The 16,527-nt window shown below is 41.7% G+C and carries 20 protein-coding genes; 8 read left to right on the top strand and 12 right to left on the bottom strand.

Features of this window, described 5'->3' with window-relative positions; translation table 11 throughout:
- The first annotated feature begins 144 nt into the window (after positions 1-144).
- Complete coding sequence (locus tag U0033_RS05960) at positions 145-1,305, top strand: PDDEXK-like family protein (protein WP_072366294.1); 1,161 nt, start codon at positions 145-147, stop codon at positions 1,303-1,305.
- A gap of 549 nt (positions 1,306-1,854) precedes the next feature.
- Here the strand turns inward: U0033_RS05960 and U0033_RS05955 are convergent.
- The 3 genes from U0033_RS05955 to U0033_RS05945 are packed head-to-tail and all read right to left on the bottom strand — an operon-like array spanning position 1,855 to position 3,170.
- Complete coding sequence (locus U0033_RS05955) at positions 1,855-2,670, bottom strand: IS3 family transposase (protein ID WP_322518462.1); 816 nt, start codon at positions 2,668-2,670, stop codon at positions 1,855-1,857.
- A 26-nt stretch (positions 2,671-2,696) separates the two neighbouring features.
- Positions 2,697-2,981: a transposase gene (locus U0033_RS05950; protein WP_072366656.1), complete on the bottom strand. Its 285-nt coding sequence runs from the start codon at positions 2,979-2,981 to the stop codon at positions 2,697-2,699.
- A gap of 36 nt (positions 2,982-3,017) precedes the next feature.
- Positions 3,018-3,170 (bottom strand): hypothetical protein, encoded by a 153-nt coding sequence (locus U0033_RS05945; RefSeq protein WP_177318718.1) that lies wholly within the window; start codon positions 3,168-3,170, stop codon positions 3,018-3,020.
- A gap of 407 nt (positions 3,171-3,577) precedes the next feature.
- Between U0033_RS05945 and U0033_RS33240 the strand changes: the two genes are divergently transcribed.
- The 4 genes from U0033_RS33240 (at position 3,578) to U0033_RS05930 (ending at position 4,989) form a co-directional block, all read left to right on the top strand.
- On the top strand, positions 3,578-3,772 hold the full coding sequence (locus tag U0033_RS33240) for an HYD1 signature containing ADP-ribosyltransferase family protein (RefSeq protein WP_407654241.1): 195 nt from the start codon (positions 3,578-3,580) through the stop codon (positions 3,770-3,772).
- Positions 3,773-3,911: 139 nt separating this feature from the next.
- Positions 3,912-4,199, top strand: coding sequence for a DUF6881 domain-containing protein (locus U0033_RS05940; RefSeq protein WP_072365045.1), 288 nt, complete (start codon positions 3,912-3,914; stop codon positions 4,197-4,199).
- Between the two features lie 183 nt (positions 4,200-4,382).
- Entirely contained in the window at positions 4,383-4,541 is a 159-nt protein-coding gene (locus tag U0033_RS05935; protein ID WP_177318717.1) for a hypothetical protein, read from the top strand.
- A 1-nt stretch (position 4,542) separates the two neighbouring features.
- Positions 4,543-4,989, top strand: a complete 447-nt coding sequence (locus U0033_RS05930; protein ID WP_072365043.1) for a hypothetical protein — start codon at positions 4,543-4,545, stop codon at positions 4,987-4,989.
- A 295-nt stretch (positions 4,990-5,284) separates the two neighbouring features.
- Here U0033_RS05930 and U0033_RS05925 read toward each other — a convergent pair whose 3' ends face one another.
- From U0033_RS05925 to U0033_RS05915, 3 genes are all read right to left on the bottom strand, one after another.
- A complete protein-coding gene (locus U0033_RS05925) occupies positions 5,285-7,681 on the bottom strand; it encodes a glycoside hydrolase family 31 protein (RefSeq protein WP_072365041.1) in 2,397 nt (798 codons plus the stop codon).
- Between the two features lie 160 nt (positions 7,682-7,841).
- Positions 7,842-8,189 carry a hypothetical protein gene (locus U0033_RS05920; protein ID WP_072365039.1) on the bottom strand — a complete coding sequence of 116 codons (348 nt, stop codon included), beginning with the start codon at positions 8,187-8,189 and terminating at the stop codon, positions 7,842-7,844.
- Between the two features lie 667 nt (positions 8,190-8,856).
- Positions 8,857-9,216 carry a hypothetical protein gene (locus U0033_RS05915; protein WP_072365036.1) on the bottom strand — a complete coding sequence of 120 codons (360 nt, stop codon included), beginning with the start codon at positions 9,214-9,216 and terminating at the stop codon, positions 8,857-8,859.
- Positions 9,217-9,486: 270 nt separating this feature from the next.
- Between U0033_RS05915 and U0033_RS05910 the strand changes: the two genes are divergently transcribed.
- Positions 9,487-9,789, top strand: a complete 303-nt coding sequence (locus U0033_RS05910) for a tetratricopeptide repeat protein (protein WP_072365032.1) — start codon at positions 9,487-9,489, stop codon at positions 9,787-9,789.
- Between the two features lie 83 nt (positions 9,790-9,872).
- Here the strand turns inward: U0033_RS05910 and purE are convergent, their stop codons facing one another.
- From purE to U0033_RS05895, 3 genes are all read right to left on the bottom strand, one after another.
- Positions 9,873-10,367, bottom strand: a complete 495-nt coding sequence (gene purE, locus U0033_RS05905; RefSeq protein ID WP_072365030.1) for a 5-(carboxyamino)imidazole ribonucleotide mutase — start codon at positions 10,365-10,367, stop codon at positions 9,873-9,875.
- A gap of 5 nt (positions 10,368-10,372) precedes the next feature.
- On the bottom strand, positions 10,373-11,491 hold the full coding sequence (locus U0033_RS05900) for a 5-(carboxyamino)imidazole ribonucleotide synthase (RefSeq protein WP_072365028.1): 1,119 nt from the start codon (positions 11,489-11,491) through the stop codon (positions 10,373-10,375).
- 211 nt (positions 11,492-11,702) lie between these two features.
- Positions 11,703-12,548, bottom strand: coding sequence for an SGNH/GDSL hydrolase family protein (locus tag U0033_RS05895; protein WP_083571836.1), 846 nt, complete (start codon positions 12,546-12,548; stop codon positions 11,703-11,705).
- Positions 12,549-12,971: 423 nt separating this feature from the next.
- Between U0033_RS05895 and U0033_RS05890 the strand changes: the two genes are divergently transcribed.
- Both U0033_RS05890 and U0033_RS05885 read left to right on the top strand, forming a co-directional pair.
- Positions 12,972-13,511, top strand: coding sequence for a hypothetical protein (locus tag U0033_RS05890; protein WP_143150923.1), 540 nt, complete (start codon positions 12,972-12,974; stop codon positions 13,509-13,511).
- A gap of 15 nt (positions 13,512-13,526) precedes the next feature.
- Positions 13,527-14,000, top strand: coding sequence for a hypothetical protein (locus U0033_RS05885; RefSeq protein WP_143150922.1), 474 nt, complete (start codon positions 13,527-13,529; stop codon positions 13,998-14,000).
- Positions 14,001-14,178: 178 nt separating this feature from the next.
- Here U0033_RS05885 and U0033_RS05880 read toward each other — a convergent pair whose 3' ends face one another.
- From U0033_RS05880 to U0033_RS05870, 3 genes are read right to left on the bottom strand one after another with little or no spacing between them, the layout of a single operon-like run.
- Positions 14,179-14,760, bottom strand: a complete 582-nt coding sequence (locus U0033_RS05880; RefSeq protein ID WP_072365020.1) for a phage tail protein — start codon at positions 14,758-14,760, stop codon at positions 14,179-14,181.
- Between the two features lie 29 nt (positions 14,761-14,789).
- A complete protein-coding gene (locus U0033_RS05875; protein WP_072365018.1) occupies positions 14,790-15,347 on the bottom strand; it encodes a phage tail protein in 558 nt (185 codons plus the stop codon).
- A 34-nt stretch (positions 15,348-15,381) separates the two neighbouring features.
- A complete protein-coding gene (locus U0033_RS05870; protein WP_072365016.1) occupies positions 15,382-15,948 on the bottom strand; it encodes a phage tail protein in 567 nt (188 codons plus the stop codon).
- Positions 15,949-16,527: the final 579 nt, after the last annotated feature.

The following is a 16,527-nucleotide window of genomic DNA, read 5'->3' as shown; positions in this document are numbered from 1 at the left end:
TTGATGGATATGTGGTAAGATATAATAGTGAGAATTCGTGGAAATATCTTCATGGAGATTTTCCTATCACGATTCGGTCTAATGGCATTTGTTAGTTTCAAACCCTTGAAGCGTTACGTTATTAATATTTAAATTGCATTATTAATGCTGAATTCAATCCCCGTCTTTTTATCTGCTATAAAAGCCCGTCAGGATTTTATTCGTGAGTATGAATCTATTTATGCGAAGAAGTTGGCGTTGGGTTTTAATACGTTAGATTTTGTTCTATGGAATGAGAATAAAGTATCTGAAATACTGGCGTACTTTCTGGATCCGAATGGACGCCATGCACAGGGGGATGTTTACTTACAGCTTTTTATAAACAGATTCAATCTCCGGTTCACTTATTCGGATTTCACTAAAGTGTCGGTACAATGCGAAGAAACAACCGGATCCAACCGAAGAGTAGATATTGTATTGTCTTATGATCAGCGTAGTGAAATGCTGGGTATTGAAAATAAGATATATCCGTGGACTGCTGATCAAAAGGACCAGGTTAAGGATTATGTGGAATACTTAAAGACATTCTGTAAAACGGATAATTATCAGCTTGTATATTTGGCTCCTAAGTCAAAAATATTAACGGATTATAGTGCGGGACCGGAATTACAGCGTCTACAGGAGCAGGGTAGATTGGTGATGATAACTTATGAAAGGGATATCATTCCGCTCTTAGATGAGTTTGTTTCCAGGACACACAATGAGCGGGTCCGGTACTTCTTGGAAGACCTTAAACGAAAATTAACCGAAAAATATATGGGTAGCGAAAATTTAGATGAGCAGGCTATGCTGGCCAAGTTTATCAATGAGAGCGAGGAAAATTTTAGGAATGCATTTGTTGTCGCCAGGTCAATAGACACACTTTTGGCGCAGCTTGAAATTGAGTTGACCGATCAAATGGCATCAATAGGGACGGAATTCCAAATACCTTTTGACTCGCAACACCATCATTTTGAGTTGCCAAACCTGAAGAACTGTTACGTGAAATATAGTTTTGAATTAGGGGGTGTTATTTATGGGATCGTAAAAAAGCCTGATTTTTTTGTAGCACATCGGGAGAAAATATTGCGCCCGGATTTGGCAACTCATTTTGGTGTGAAATTCAAGTCTTCGGAGTGGTGGCCATTGTATTTTCAACAATATTCGCAAATTAATAGCCGTGAAGATTTGTGGCTGGATATTAGAAATCAATATTTTTCCAATTTCATGAAAGAATTTATTAAAAAGGTCATGGCGCTGCCAGTTGATTTGGTTCAGGGATTATGATTCCATGTACGTTACGTTTTTTCGATGATCTTTTCAGTATTTCTTTGATAGGCAGCTTTACATGAGCGTGTTTTAAACGGCATACGTATTCATGAATTTGCTGATAGGCTACTAAAGCAAATTTTTATTAGATTTTTAAAGCATGAGGCGATATTTTGGGTTCATTTTTTGAGCTTTGGGCTGCTGTTTTTGCCTATCGACTTTAGTTGTTAGCACTGGCGTCTTGATTTTTTGTTTTCTGCAAGCCTGTTTGCTTTTGATTGCTGAATTTGGTTGGCGTATTGGTGTGTGCTTGGTATTTGACCTTGTAGTAATTCAAACGGAGTTGAGCCAACGGAATATTTCCAGAGGCAGTATTTTTCAAAATAAATATGTATAAATTATCGATAGCCTAAGAGAGGGGGACAACATAAGGGGTGGTCTTGATGCTTCTTATTATGGTGGTCCCCAGTCTTAGGACCGGTAATCGTTCCTTTTAAGCTTTTAAGTGTTAAATGATTTACTGGGCTTTGCCCTGTGAATCATTTGGCACAAGCCCCCGGCAGGGGATTATGCGGCTTTGGCCATATAGGCTTCTATTGGGGTTGAATAATCCAATGATTGATGCACACGCGTACGATTATAAAAATTAAAATATCCTTTCAGTCCCTGATAGAGCGAAAGACCATCTTCGTGTACGTTCAGGTAAATGTGCTCATATTTAACACTCCTCCACAGTCGTTCGATCCATATATTATCCAGTGCCCGACCTTTCCCGTCCATGCTTATTTTGATTTCATGTTCTTTTAACAGACCGGTAAACACTTCGCTGGTGAACTGACTGCCCTGATCTGTATTAAATATTTCCGGCTTACCGTGTTTCAAAATTGCAACATCTGCAATATCTCTGCACCACTCTGCATTCATGGTATTACTTATGCCCCAGTTGACTACGTAGCGGGTATGTACATCAATAATGGCGCATAAATACATGAAGCCCTTTTTCATCGGAATATATGTAATGTCGCAACACCAAACCTGGTTAGCTTTATTGATATCGATGCCTTTGAGCAGGTAAGGATATATTTTGTGAGATTTATCCGGCTTACTGGTGTTGGGTTCCTGGAATAGTGTGTTCCAGTTTACCAATTTCATCAGACGTCTTATTCTCTTTCTGTTAATATTATACCCTTTTAGACGCAATAAAGCCATCAATCGACGTTCCCCATAGAAAGGTGTCAGAAAGTATTGCGCGTCAAGAATGCGCATTATTTCCAGGTTCTCGCTTGTCTCCGATACAGGAACATAATACAAACCACTCCTGTGCAGCTTTAAAAGCTCACATTGACGGCGAATACTAAGGTATGGATGATTTGGTTCAAGCATGGAACGACGGCTGGATAATGACCTGGTTACAATTTTTTTTTCAGGAAGTCATTCTCAACTTTAAGCTGACCTATCTGTGCATACAATTTCTCCAGTTGATCAGCTTGTTGTTCCTGTTGTTTGTTTCCAGATTCTGAATCAAACGCACTGGCAAGTTTGGCTGCCGCCTCTCGTTTCCATGTATTGATTTGTGTGGGATGCAAATCATACTTCTTAGCTAGTTCTTCAACTGTACTACGCTCTTTTAAGGCTTCCATGACTACTTTCGCCTTGAAGTCTCCAGTGAATTTTCTTCTGCTTTGCTTTGTCATTATTTTGGCAATTTAAGATGTTTTTTACAATCTTAATTACCGGTCCAAATTTCGGGTACCATTATACTTATGAGGCTTTAAATCAGGGTGTTTAGGTTTGTTGGGGTGATCAACTCTCCTTCTTTTGTCTACGGTACCATCTTCTTTTTTGGGCTTAGGCCCAGGTTTAATGGCTTGAACTTTTTCCATAGCAAATGTTTTTGGGTTTATTTACTTTCAATGATTAGAATGATACAAATATAGAAGCCGGGATTTTATGATTTTTACGGTTTCCCATATTCATACCCTTTGCTAATCAGATGTTAAACCTTGCAGAAGAAATCCAGTGATTTTTCATGTGACCATTAACTTCTTAACAATCAATAGAATGCATTTTTCTGTTTTTCGTAACACCTTTTTCCATATTTATTTATTCAAAAAGTGGTCATTTGGAACCTAAACAGTAAAATATTGATTGTCTTAAAAAGTTGTGCCATTGAATTTTTATTGTTGTGCTTTTTGATTTTACGCTCTTACTATGGTTAAGCCTTCAAAGAAAAATATTATATCATTATACTACTATTGAAGGGCAAGAAGGAATAGCGAACTCTCAGGAAATGCGGCCGTCATTAAAGGCAGTAAATCCAAAAGATGCCAGATATGGTGACGGGCGATATTTTACGGATATTGTTCCCGGTACTAAAAACCCAGCGCAATTGTCAGCAGCTTTTTTGAGAATACCTTGGTTAGGTTCACGATTCACAAACTATGTTGCCGTTGATGTGACCGGATTAAATGTAATAAAAGGATGAGAGAATATATTTGTTGTTCCCAATGGTGTAAATTTAAACCTTAGCGGGCGAGTTGTTGGAAGTGGGCAGGTGCCTGTTGTAGCAAAACCTGTTACTCCTACACCGGTAAAAAAGTAATTTATTTTATTAAAATATTATCATGAGATACTTAAAAGTAAAATGGATACATGATGAAATAGATGATCCAGTACTGATATATTCTGAAATTGGCGATGATGATTATGAGCAACGTAAAATTGAAGTTTATCCTGACAATAGCTTTGGGTTAGCATCTCTGGATTTTGAGTTTGGTGGTAGTGGTCTTGGAGACGCTCCTGTTCCTGGCACGAAAGAGATAGAAGCAGATCCTCAATTCCTACCTGTGGAAATATCGATGGAGGAATTTGAAAGAATCTGGAAAGAATATACCACTAATTTAAAAACTTGAATTGTATAATTTTTTCGGATTAAATTTCTAAGGTAGACTAACCTGCCGTTACTATAATTCAACGCCTTAACGTAGATTTCACGAAATGAACAGGCCTGGAATCAGATGTGAATTTTATGAAACGTAGTACTTATAGGAATTATAAGGTAGCGCAATATTGGTAGTATTACTTTTGATACCTATATGAGATTAACCGGCGCGTTGCAACAAAGGGAGTATACCAAGTGGAATGCGTTTAAAATAATGGTAGGAAATGCACAGTATGGCCCTGCTCCCTACTATGGAGAAATAAACTATACAGGAATGATGGTCGAAAAAGGCTGTTATTCAAAACCAAGGTAAAATGAAAAGATATAAGTATCTCATAATTATATTAAGCAGTTTCATAATTTTAGTGGGGTTGTTGGTGTTTTTCTCCATTCCCGGAAAAGATGCTTACACTACATCTAATATAATTGAAATTAACTACCCGGAAAACGGCGCAAAAGCTTTTATTTACTTTAAGAATTTGGGAATAAGCGCAGATCATCAGATGGTATTTATCAGCGGGTCAAAGAATGAAAATTTTACCCCGAACGAATCCGCTGATTATATCTATAAGGGAGTTGATGCGCTATATTATAAGCAACAAAAAGACACATTGTTCATTTATTGCGCAATGGCACCCGCCATTCCTGTAAACTATTCAGGTGCTATCAAAATTGTACAGATAGAATTAGGGAATATTGAAATGATGGATTTATATCATGATGATAATTATCTAAAAAAAGGGCTTCACAAAGTTCAATAGCTTAAAAAGGGGCTGTCTCGGAGTTCTGAGACAGCCCCGTATATCAGTAGAAAGTCATAGCTTGGCTAGCTTGCCATTCCTCCCGCGAAAAACTCCCTATCACCCGACCTGTAGAAACAGTATATCACAACCTTTAACAGTATACTTTCCATTTATCTGTTCCGGCCCTGGCTTAAAGTTTCTGAAGGAACGCTGAAAGATAATCTGGCTTCGCATTATATAAAGACCAGTCGGTTTTAACAGCTATTTTATAGTCGTAATGTCAGGACTGCAATTCATAATACCCTACCCGCTCTTATAGTTTTACATTAACGGCATTTCCGTTGTAGTCGACTATCTTTCCTGGATGACCTGCCTGGCTGGTTCCGGCCAGAACAACAGTAAATTTACGGGACACGACCATGCCGGGGAATTTACCTTTTCTCTCTCCGATGGTAAGCGTTTTGGCCTTATTATCCCATTTAAAAGTGATAGTGGAGTATATTCCTTTCTCGTAGTTGTAATTGTCATTTTCGTCTTCATACAATACAAACCGGCCATCACTCCCTGGGTATACGCGTATTTCAAGGTTATCCCATTTTTTTTCTTCAGCATATTGTACCTGTGGACCTAGTGGCAATATGGCCCCTGCTTTTACATACAGGGGAATTATATCCAGCGGTGTTTCTTTCAACAATGTTTTACCACCTGCTACCTGCTCCCCAGTCCAGAAATCGAACCAGCTTGTACCGGCTGGCAAATACACTGATGTAGATTTATTGGCGCTGAAGTCTTCAGCCCAGGCGGTATCATTTCCGTTTACCACCTGCTTCAGATACTGTGCCTGGGTTACAGGCGTTACAAGTATGGATTTTCCGAACATAAATTCATTATTCACATTCCATGCATTGTGATCTTTCACAAAGTCCATTACAAGTGCCCGCATCATGCTGGATTGGTTGGCTGTAACATCCCAGGAAGTGGAATATATATATGGCAGCAGGCTATAACGTAAATGAATGAATTTTTCTATAGCATCATATACCCTGGTGCCTTTGCTGCCAAACTGGTATATTTCCCGGGGAGCATCTGTACCATGAGAACGCATCATAGGACAGAATGTACCAAAGGCTACCCACCTTGCATACAGTTCGCGATATTCCGGGTCTTCCAGTTTTTTATGGAAACTGCCTAGAAAGAAACCGCCAATATCGCTGTTCCAGTAAGGAATGCCGCTTAAAGAGAAATTAAGCCCGGTAGGAATCTGATTTTTTAATGTTTCCCAGGAGGATGTGATATCGCCGGACCAGGTATTTGCTCCATATCGCTGCTGGCCGGCAAATGCAGAGCGTGTAAGGATGAATATCCTTTTTTCAACATTCTCTTTCCGTTGATGATCGTATACCCCGCCTACAGTCATCAGGGGAAATGCATTACGTACTTTACGAAACGATCCCAGGAAAGATTGCTGATCAAGGTCAGTATCCTTAAATGACAGATGATCGGGTTCTGATGAGTCCATCCACCAACCATCAAGCCCCAAAGAAAATAAGCCCTTGTTTAGATATCGCCAGTAAATATCCCTTGCTGCAGGATTATAGGCATCATATACACGCACACCGGAAGGATAGTTCATATCCGGAGGCCAGACGTCTTTAGCACTTTCCGGCCAGGTGCTAAAATTGAAAAGCATGCCTCCGGCGTTCAGCTCTTCATAAGGTTTTGTTTTGGGCCCGAAAGAAGCCCAGATAGAAATGATCGCATGCGCATTCATGGCATGGATATCGGCTACCATTTTCTCAGGCTGCGGAAATTCCGGATTTAGAAAACCCATGCCATTCCAATGGTAATTATCGCCCCAGTACTGCCAGTCCTGGATGATACCGTCTAAAGGCACTTTCAGCTCACGGTACTTTTTCACAACATCCACAATTTCAAGCTGCGATTTATACCGTTCCCTGCTCTGCCAAAAGCCATAAGTCCACAACGGGAACATAGGCGCCTGACCGGTTAGTTCCCGCATGCCTGCAATCACGCCGTCAGCAATGCCGCCATATATGAAATAGTAGTCTATGCAGTCGCCTACTTCCGACTTAAAATACGTTTCAGTTGCATTATCTTCAAAAGTAGTGGGCGAGTAATTATCCCAGAATACGCCGTAACCCTTTACAGACTGGAAAAAAGTGATGGGGTCATCTGTATTAGACTGCATCATCATACTATACTTTTGATTGCGTTGACTCAAATTCCCTCTCTGGTGCTGGCCTAGCCCATAAATAGGTTCATCCTTTGCAAGCTGGAAAGACTGCGAAATGGAAAATGTCTTGTTTCCAGCATCATCAAAAGGTGTAAACGAAGCGCTATTGGGCTTTTCGCTGAGAAGGACTTCGCCCGCAATAGTTTGATAGCGGATTTCACCCGTTTTTGTATTCAACCTGACACTGAGTTTATCACTTTTAACGATGATGAAACCACTTCCCGAACTTGCCGTAAAAACTGTCTTTATCGGTGTCGCTATTACAGACAAACTCGTTTTGGAAAACGGTTTGTTTATAGGCGACTTAACGACTCTTACTATGGAAGGCGAATAAAACTGAATCTTTACTTCATTACCCGCAACCGCTGTGGTGATGCCGGAACTGCTTTTTTCATATTGTTGGGCGTAGCTGCCCACGCTGATCATCATTAAGATCAAAAGGTGTTTTGCTCTCATCTTATTCTGTTAACATGTGTATTAAACCGTTGTATTATCCCGCCGCTAATTTACCGGACCATCATGGTATGCGATCTCACTTTTTCTGTACCGGCATTGTCCATTTCCCGTTGCCACCGGCTATCTTTCCTTCCGGCTAGATAGCTGTGCTGTTGCCTTGTTATCCCTGCTCTGTGGCCGAATAACCTGCCATCAGGTATAGTGAGACCGTATTCCATGTGGTAGCCATTGCAATTGCTTGCGGATAAGAAGTTATATGGTAACGAGTGCTGGCAACATCATGAAGAGTTTCATTCCACCAGCCATAGGCTGGTATACCAGGACGTGTGATGGTGGGTACAGCATTCAGCATTTGCCCAACTTTTTCCTCCAGCCTTAACCGGCTAAGCCCGTCATTGACACGTTGCGCTATGGGCAGCGTGTCATCCCACAGGAAGAAGGTCTTACATTGCTGGCCAAAGGAAGGACCGGCAACAAACATTCCAATAGACAGAATCAGTTTTTTCATAACATTTAACGTGGTTCTTTAGGGAAAAGAACAACCAGTTAGTAATAATGTCAGCATGACAATTATTAAACTTATTCAAAATAAACCAATTAACAAACTTATTTTTTGTTAAACGGTATAAATAAAACGTGGTCTTGCTATGGTAAGGGGTCTTCATCCGCATTTAAACTTATGTGCAGCAGGTTTTTAACAAAGAAATGGAGAAATGCTCCACTAATGTGCACAAGGTAGGAAAGAGGTGTCTCAAAAGTAGGCAGATGGCTGGTTTATATGTTTGCAGGAAAATAAAATGAAGGCTAAAAAAAGGACAATGGATCGTAATGTGATTCTCATTGTTGTGGATTTGTATATAACTTTTGATTCCTTTTTTCTGCCAACCATCATGAGCCTTCAACACAGGGAATTTTATAGCCTCGGGGCTGCCCAAAAAGTCAAGATAGGCTTTTGGGGCGGCCCTTGGTTTTAGTTTTTGTAGTAAACAGACCCTGAAAGGGCTCCAGATGAAATAAAAGGTATTATTGTTACCCAATATCTTATGCCATTGCTTTTTATTAAATACCCTTAAATGATCAGCTAATAGTTCAAATATTTTCCAATAAATAAGGCCCTTGTAGCGCCGTTGCCACAAGAGCCTCATACAATAAATGTCTGTTTATTATTTATTCTGTTAGGATTTTGGTTTATCTTCTATACAATAAACCAAAAGAAAAAGACTGATAACCTGAAGAAGAGCTACCACCCAAAAACCACCTTTGAAAGATAATGGATGTTCTTTATAGTGATGTTGATAGCCGACAATGATATTGATTATATAAACCAGATTTCGACTGAATTTAATCTCCCTTAAGTCTATCATTATCCTAAAAATTCGTTTCCTTTCATTGATTGCATAAGCAGTCATTATTCCTAAAGAACTGGCAAAAAACAGACAATAGTAAAATCCTGATGTAAGGATCAGACCTCCTGTTACCACAATTGCAATGAACAAGAGTGATAAAAACTTAATATCCTTATAGTCGTTCGTCATTTTATTGTATCTTCTTCTAATAATATTGTAATGTCACTTGTTCCACCACCACCGGATATACCTGCCGAAATCTGAACGGCCTTTGAAAAGCCATCCATAGTAGCTGTCGAAGTTACCCAATTTATCTGGGTTGCGCTATCTTGCGTAGGGCTGACCTTCCATACAGGCTCAATCTGCAAGGTATCTCGCCTTTCTCCCAATGAAGTCGCAGCTATCGGTAATCTGGGTTTCCGCTACACGAATATCGGGGAATACCAAAAGGCGATCGACATGTTAAACATGGTCCTTGAACTTTCTCCGAACGATGGTGTGGCCTATAACAATAGAGGCTATGTAAAATACAAAAAGAACGATCTGAAAGAGGCGCTCAAAGATATAGAGCGCGCAATCAAATATTACCCGGCCAATTCTTATGCTTTCCGTAACAGAGCACTCATTTATTTTGCGATGAAACAACCGGATAAAGCATGTGTGGATCTTCAGCGCGCTATTCAACTGGGTTTTACACCCATGTACGGTAATGAGGTACAGGAGCTGCTGGAAAAGCACTGTCTATTAAATGGCACACATTAAAATGCGACAGCCATTTTTCCTTACGTATATTAAAATCAAAAAAAAGGGCGTCTCATGCTTTAGAGACGCCCCTTTCACTATCTTTAAGACCTATCAAGCGTCTCATTCATCTTCTCCACCTTCTCATTATTCTCGCGCTTCATCTCCGCCAGCTTCTTCCTCAATTCTGCATTACTTGTCGCCAGTATCTGCACCGCCAGCAAACCCGCATTCCGCGCGCCATTCACACTCACCGTCGCCACAGGGATATCACCCGGCATCTGCACTATTGACAACAAAGAATCCCAGCCATCCAATGAATTAGAAGACTTTATCGGCACACCCACAACAGGTAAAGTGGTGATTGCAGCAACCATCCCGGGAAGATGCGCAGCACCACCCGCTCCGGCAATGATGATCTTCAAACCACGCTCTTCTGCAGTAGTAGCATAGTCAAACATCCGCTGGGGACTACGGTGCGCAGACACTACATTAAACTCATAGCCGATGTCGAACTTCTTTAACACCTCTATTGCCTGACGCATAATAGGCGCATCAGAACTACTGCCCATTATAATGCCTACTTCTACCTGTTTCATATGTATTAATTTAAAATTTTCCGAATAGTTTCAGCCTTTGCAAGAATATCTTCCATTGTACTACCTGTAACCGTTACGTGACCTACCTTTCTGCCCAATCTGCTACCTATTTTACCATACCAGTGAAGATGCGCGCCCGGTATCGCCAGCAATGAACTGAACTTCTCCTCCCTGTCTGCCCGCAATCCTTCGTTCTCCAGGATATTCAACATCAATGATGGCTGGTGAAGCTTAGTATCACCCAGTGGCAATCCTAAGATCGCACGAATCAATTGCTCATATTGTGAAGTCGTACTTGCCTCGATCGTATGGTGACCACTATTATGCGGTCTCGGTGCCATTTCATTCACCAGTATCTTGTTATCCTTTGTAACAAACATTTCTACCGCAAGGATCCCTACCAGTTGCAGCGCATCCGCTACCTTTTCAGCAAGCGCGATCGCCTCTTCTGCCAGCCCTGCATCTAACTGCGCCGGCGCTACCTGCGACTCAAGGATAAATTTCTCTTCTGAAAATACCATCATCACCGGATCATAACACTGCACATCCCCGTACTCATTTCTTCCTACAATTACCGCAATTTCATGTTTTATATCCACCAGCTCTTCCAGCACACACGGCTGATCAAATGCCTTCTCAATGTCTGCACTTGTCTTTAACACCATCACACCATATCCATCATAACCATCCCGGCGTTTCTTAAGACAACCAGGCAGCTTGTCCGCTACTTCATGCAATTCTTTTTTACCCGCTACAGGAACCCCCGGTACTACAGGAATATGATGGGATTGCAAAAACTGTTTCTGTGTATATTTATCCTGGATCACCTGGATCGTATCAGGCGTCGGGAAAACTTTTTTACCCTGTTTTTCCAGTTCGCGTAATGCATCGATATTTACCGCTTCCATTTCAATAGTGATCACATCCTTGTCTTTCCCGAATGCTATCACATCGTCGAAAGATTTCTGGTCTCCGTTGGTAAAAGAAGATGTATAACGGGCACAAGGCGCATTTGCATCTTTATCCATTACTGAAACGCTGAGGCCGAAATCGATCGCATGCCTTAAAAGCATACTACCAAGCTGACCACCTCCTAATATTCCTATTTTCAAATTTTCACGCATAAAAATCAATTGGGATGCAAAGGTATAAAACTATTGCAAATCATCGTCAACCAATTCGATATAGGCATAGCCAGCCCTCAACAAGCCCGCAGATCGCTTGTTTTGCATGAAAACACTAAATATTGATATTGAATAAATTAGAAGTAGATGGCAATCCCCCGGGAAAGGCAGGTTCAAACTCCCATCCCGGGTACCCAACAAACAATCCCCTTTAAAACTGGATTCCCGCAATCAACTTAGCCAACAAGCCGGCAATGATTGCACCCCCCTTATCTGATGGATGGATCCCATCATAAGTAACATCTATCGCATTGGTAGGATAAGGATACCTGTCTCCCACAACAAATGGAATCTTCGTATAATCAGGATAAGTATATTCCTTGTACTCCCGCGTTTGTGGATCCCTGAGCAGCTTAAACTTCACCGCGTTGCTGATCGATAACTGCGGCTCACTATACAGATCCAATACCTCCAGGTGGTCCGCCTTGCCAATAGCTCTCACGGCATTTACAAATGTCTCCAGACTTTGCCCTTCCTGATCCTTATATGAACCCCAGCTATTAAAATTGTGATTACGCAGGTACACAAAATCTCCGCGCTGCATGGGGGTCAGCAGTATAATATGTGCTTTCGGGTTAAGGCTGCGTAACTTATCAATAATCACCCTGAAGGCCCCATACAAAGTGGCAATCCCCGTATTGTTAGTATAATCGTCAATTGTACCCGGTTTTACCCCCAGCCACCAGTCATTGGTACCCAAAAACACAGTATACAGATCCGATGCCGGGATACCCAGGTCATCTATCTTGTAGGCAATTTCAACACTGGTCAGGTAATTCTGGCCCTTGTTTGTATAGGTGAGGCCCGGCACCAGTTCTGCCGTTCTGGTAATCCAGCCTTTCTCTACCCGGTTCTCACTCTCTTCCAGGTGATCATTTAAATAAGTAAAGGAATCGCCAATAGCAGTCCAGGTAATGTTTTTCTGTGGCTGTGGCATAAATGAACTTCCCGAGACTGTTATTACTAACAACAGGAGAAATAGCTTACGAATCTGCATATAAAAAAGTTTATATAGGAACTACGTATTATATGCGATTTTGGTTGTATGCTTTATGTTAAATATCTACAGCTCATCCTCTTGTAATTTTTCTATCTGGGATCTGGATGATTCCCCATAAAAAAACATCAGGTTGCCTGCTCAAACCCTTCATTCACCGGGATATGCTTTTCCCTGCAATACACCCTTGATTCCGTTTCCGATACAAAGAACCTTTTTACCAAAATAAGAACACTCAAAAAAGCATTATTACCTCCAATGAGGAAGCCACCATCCACCACTTTGCCTGATCCCCAGCCTCTTATAAAATATTTTAAATTATCCTTTATATTTCCGGAATTCATATTAGTTTTGCGGCATATATTATAGTGAACCCTATTACTGTTATAAGCGGACAATATTATACCCATACCTATATTAGCTATGAATCAAACCCTATCCCAGGAACAAAAGAAGGAGATAAGACGATCCATTTTGAATTCCGAATTTAATTTAGAATCCACCGTCAGGAGATTAATGAATGAAGGCTTTTCAGAAGCTCTTGCCCAGCAATTAGTTGTTGCCGAAGTACAGGCATTCAAAAAATGGATTGTAGAAAAAGCCATCAGGGACAAAAAAGAGAAGGAAACAAAAGGGATCGCCCTGCTTGTAGTCATGCTTTGCGCTTTGTTTGGCGGTGTTTTTGGCGTTCACTCGCTCATGGGAGTGATAGCAATGACCGGTATTGCAGGTATAGCGGGCTTCTTTGGCTTTAGATCCAAACCCCTTGCAGGTGTTTTGTCTGCAATGATCCTCGCTTTTATTTTCCCGTATACCTATACCTGGTATCTCAGTGGCAGAACCACCTATATAAACATCGAATTGCTTATTCCAATGTTTATCGCCTTGGCACCGGCTGCTATCGTGTACTATTTACTGGCGTTTACGGTATATGCGAATACTGATGAAGATGATAACTACTAAACCACAACTATAGCTATGTACGTTTTTAACCAGGCAAGAAAACGGTTGGAACCCACCGAAACCAAATGCCAGTATTGCGAAACAGGGCATTCTTCGGATATGGAAGACAATTATTTTATTAACCTGTTCAAAGAACAGGATAGAACGAATATAATTGTTTACAGATCCGTTAAATACCAGAAAATTCCTGTTGGTATCTCCAGGTGTAAAGATTGCCTTAATGCCCATGAATCAGCAGCTAAGAAGGCCGGCATCATCTGCGTGGCTGTAGCCATCGCCATGGAGATCATCTTTTTCAAAATAGATCTCCTCTTAGGATTGATCGGGTTGGTCCCATTCTTCCTGATCATATTTGCAGGTACTGGTTACCTGGCAAACAGGTTTGTGGAAGATAAGGGCGTAACACCCAAAGTGGATGGCGCGAAAAATAATGAAGCTGTGCAACACCTTTTAATGAGTGGTTGGTCTTTGACGCAACCTTCTGCATAATGGATGAAGAAGGTACAAAAACTAACAGAAGGATTAAAACCTGCCACTATCCTGTGTAAGATTGCATCCTTCTGCGAAGCCGGAAAGATACACACTTGCTGACCTTGTCTCGCAAGTGTGTATGCCAGTGGTATGAACTGGTCACTATAAGCAATAATAGCGCTACGCATTTTCAGGGTTAAGCCTGCTGAGGGTATAAGCCGGTAAGCGCAATTATGAAGTTCACACAGAGGTAAGGCATCATGTTCTGGTGTGCCTCAACACCCCCCGTATTACCGATAGTACTAGCGCCGAGCGTAGCATTCGGAGTAGTCGTTCCCCCTGAAGGCAAGGGCAACGTCGTATACAGGTTGACGTCCGGATAAGGAGGGGTCACTACACTGTTATTGCCGTTTGAAGCTGCCAGCATATTATGCAAAGGCGAGCTGCTGGTAGCAGGGGTGTTGATTCCTGTAAAGGCGTGTGTATGTGGTGGCAGGTCAGCTGGTGTAAGCGTTACCGCGGTCGTACCCCCGGTAGCTGCCAGCACATAATTGCCCGTGCCTCCCTGTGCGCTGATGGTGCCAGCACCTACCGGTAATTTTACCCGCAGGTCAGGGAGCTTGAAGTTGGTAACACCATCTCCACCATATGTTATCCCCAACAGGGAGTACAAAGCTTCATTTCCAGAAATGGGTATTGTCGCTCCATTACACAACGCCCAGTCCTCAGGTGCATAATTTCCCGCAAACGCGCGGATCTCTCCGATATAACATTCCATATGATCAGTTTTTTAAGGTTAAATGCAGTTTAATTATTGCGCGGAGGAAAGGTTCCAAGAGTGGCAATACAATAATTCGATACCAGGTAAGGCATCCTGTTCTCATGCGGGTTTGCGGCTCCCGTGCTGACTACTACATCCGGAAAATCTACGGTAGCGGCGCCCGGAGGCACATAGAGGTTGACTTGTGCCGTATTTTTTGCAGCCTGCGTACTGCTGGCTGGTACATTTGGATTTCCCAGGTAATTGTTGTTAGCTCCTCCAATGTTATATGTATTGCTGCCATACATCAAATGCATGTGTGGAGGTATTGTTGTAGGATCAGTAAGCGCTACTTTTTCTGTGCCACCGAATTGTGCCAGTTGGAAAACCGGGCCCCTTGCACTGGCTCCGTAGCCAACTATCGTACGACCGTTGAGGTTGGGTAATCTGAAGGTAGTGGTACCATTTCCCCCATATTTTTGTCCCAGTAAAGCATACAGTGCCTGGTTACCATTTACCGTTAATTCCTGTCCGTTACAAGGCAGCCATCCTGAAGGGATTCTGGAATAGGGGAAGATGCGGATTTCGCCGAGGTAATTGTCCATAGTAATGTTTTTGAGGTAAGTTTAAACAATGATTTTAATTGCCATTAACCGGGAAATAACCTTCCACGCAAATGCAATAGTTGAGTGCAAGGTAAGGAGACACATTTGAGTGAGGCGTAACGTTTGGTGTCAGCCGGTTATAGCTAATCGCTTGCGGCGCAAGTTGCACATTCGTATCGACAGTGCTTGAATAGGCGATGACACCTTTACTGGTACCAAGCGCATAAGCATTGGTTAAATAAACGGTAGGGCCAGGCTGTGATTGCGCTGCTGTCGTTTGCCCGGCACCGGTACGGGTTACTCCCTTCAGCTGGTGATTATGTGCCGCCATAGTACTTCCAGTAAGGGCAACCGTGTCAGCACCTCCTGTAGCGCCTACCACATTATACCCGCTTACTGCCGGATTCTTTCCCAGCAGTGTTATGCCCCGCAGGTCCGGTACCTTAAAGTTCTGACCCGCTGTGCCACCGTAATAGAGCCCTATTACTGCATATAAGGCCTGCTGAGAAATGATAGTGTAAGTAGCGCCATTACAAGGCAGCCAGCCTGTAGGCACGTAATCCATGGCGAAAGCTCTGATTTCGCCGATAAAACCATCCATAGTTTTTAATTTTTGTGAATAATAAAATGTGTGTATAGAATTACAATTCAACCCCCATTCCTCTTATCTAGCATAAGGAAGCGGTTAAATGCATTGAATGCTGCGTAGATTTTTAGACGTTTACAAAACAGTTTTTTGCAGTCCTTTAACATGGAATTACCTGCCAGACTATGCTGGAGATAGGTTGTGCCTGCAGTATATATAATTAGGATAAGGTGAAATGAATGTTCATGGAACTAACATTTAATCGTACATTATTATAGATAAGGTGCCCCTACGGCAGAAAATATTACTCCTGCACTAAAATTTCCGGGGTCAATCCTGGGCTATCCTGTTACAGCCAGGTAAGTCATTTCAAAGGTTTAATTAAAAATATACGTTCTTAAAACTCCGATCTGTTTTTTCGTTTATACTATCGTGTCTTTGATAATTCTAAATTAAGGAAAAATTAAATCAAAACCGTTTTTCTCTTTCAATGATTAACATTATTTGCCTGTAAATAGAACAATTATGCGTTCCTTTTATAAACTGCCCCTGTTTATGCGGCCACGCATATTTTTCTTTTAAATGCATCAGCCG

Origin of the sequence: Chitinophaga sancti, from assembly GCF_034424315.1 — a bacterium.
Lineage (GTDB): Bacteria > Bacteroidota > Bacteroidia > Chitinophagales > Chitinophagaceae > Chitinophaga > Chitinophaga sancti.
The sequence above is the reverse complement of the archived record's forward strand: the minus strand, read 5'-3'. Positions and strand labels throughout refer to the sequence as shown.

Excerpts from the sequence above, each read along its gene's own strand:
- U0033_RS05895 (WP_083571836.1), bottom strand. The coding sequence starts at position 12,548 with ATGCAGATTCGTAAGCTATTTCTCCTGTTGTTAGTAATAACAGTCTCG.
- U0033_RS05935 (WP_177318717.1), top strand. The coding sequence starts at position 4,383 with ATGAGATTAACCGGCGCGTTGCAACAAAGGGAGTATACCAAGTGGAAT.
- U0033_RS05915 (WP_072365036.1), bottom strand. The coding sequence starts at position 9,216 with ATGACGAACGACTATAAGGATATTAAGTTTTTATCACTCTTGTTCATT.
- U0033_RS33240 (WP_407654241.1), top strand. The coding sequence starts at position 3,578 with ATGCGGCCGTCATTAAAGGCAGTAAATCCAAAAGATGCCAGATATGGT.
- U0033_RS05950 (WP_072366656.1), bottom strand. The coding sequence starts at position 2,981 with ATGACAAAGCAAAGCAGAAGAAAATTCACTGGAGACTTCAAGGCGAAA.
- U0033_RS05885 (WP_143150922.1), top strand. The coding sequence starts at position 13,527 with ATGTACGTTTTTAACCAGGCAAGAAAACGGTTGGAACCCACCGAAACC.
- purE (WP_072365030.1), bottom strand. The coding sequence starts at position 10,367 with ATGAAACAGGTAGAAGTAGGCATTATAATGGGCAGTAGTTCTGATGCG.
- U0033_RS05940 (WP_072365045.1), top strand. The coding sequence starts at position 3,912 with ATGAGATACTTAAAAGTAAAATGGATACATGATGAAATAGATGATCCA.
- U0033_RS05910 (WP_072365032.1), top strand. The coding sequence starts at position 9,487 with ATGTTAAACATGGTCCTTGAACTTTCTCCGAACGATGGTGTGGCCTAT.
- U0033_RS05875 (WP_072365018.1), bottom strand. The coding sequence starts at position 15,347 with ATGGACAATTACCTCGGCGAAATCCGCATCTTCCCCTATTCCAGAATC.
- U0033_RS05955 (WP_322518462.1), bottom strand. The coding sequence starts at position 2,670 with ATGCTTGAACCAAATCATCCATACCTTAGTATTCGCCGTCAATGTGAG.
- U0033_RS05960 (WP_072366294.1), top strand. The coding sequence starts at position 145 with ATGCTGAATTCAATCCCCGTCTTTTTATCTGCTATAAAAGCCCGTCAG.
- U0033_RS05880 (WP_072365020.1), bottom strand. The coding sequence starts at position 14,760 with ATGGAATGTTATATCGGAGAGATCCGCGCGTTTGCGGGAAATTATGCA.
- U0033_RS05900 (WP_072365028.1), bottom strand. The coding sequence starts at position 11,491 with ATGCGTGAAAATTTGAAAATAGGAATATTAGGAGGTGGTCAGCTTGGT.
- U0033_RS05890 (WP_143150923.1), top strand. The coding sequence starts at position 12,972 with ATGAATCAAACCCTATCCCAGGAACAAAAGAAGGAGATAAGACGATCC.
- U0033_RS05920 (WP_072365039.1), bottom strand. The coding sequence starts at position 8,189 with ATGAAAAAACTGATTCTGTCTATTGGAATGTTTGTTGCCGGTCCTTCC.
- U0033_RS05930 (WP_072365043.1), top strand. The coding sequence starts at position 4,543 with ATGAAAAGATATAAGTATCTCATAATTATATTAAGCAGTTTCATAATT.
- U0033_RS05870 (WP_072365016.1), bottom strand. The coding sequence starts at position 15,948 with ATGGATGGTTTTATCGGCGAAATCAGAGCTTTCGCCATGGATTACGTG.
- U0033_RS05945 (WP_177318718.1), bottom strand. The coding sequence starts at position 3,170 with ATGGAAAAAGTTCAAGCCATTAAACCTGGGCCTAAGCCCAAAAAAGAA.
- U0033_RS05925 (WP_072365041.1), bottom strand. The coding sequence starts at position 7,681 with ATGAGAGCAAAACACCTTTTGATCTTAATGATGATCAGCGTGGGCAGC.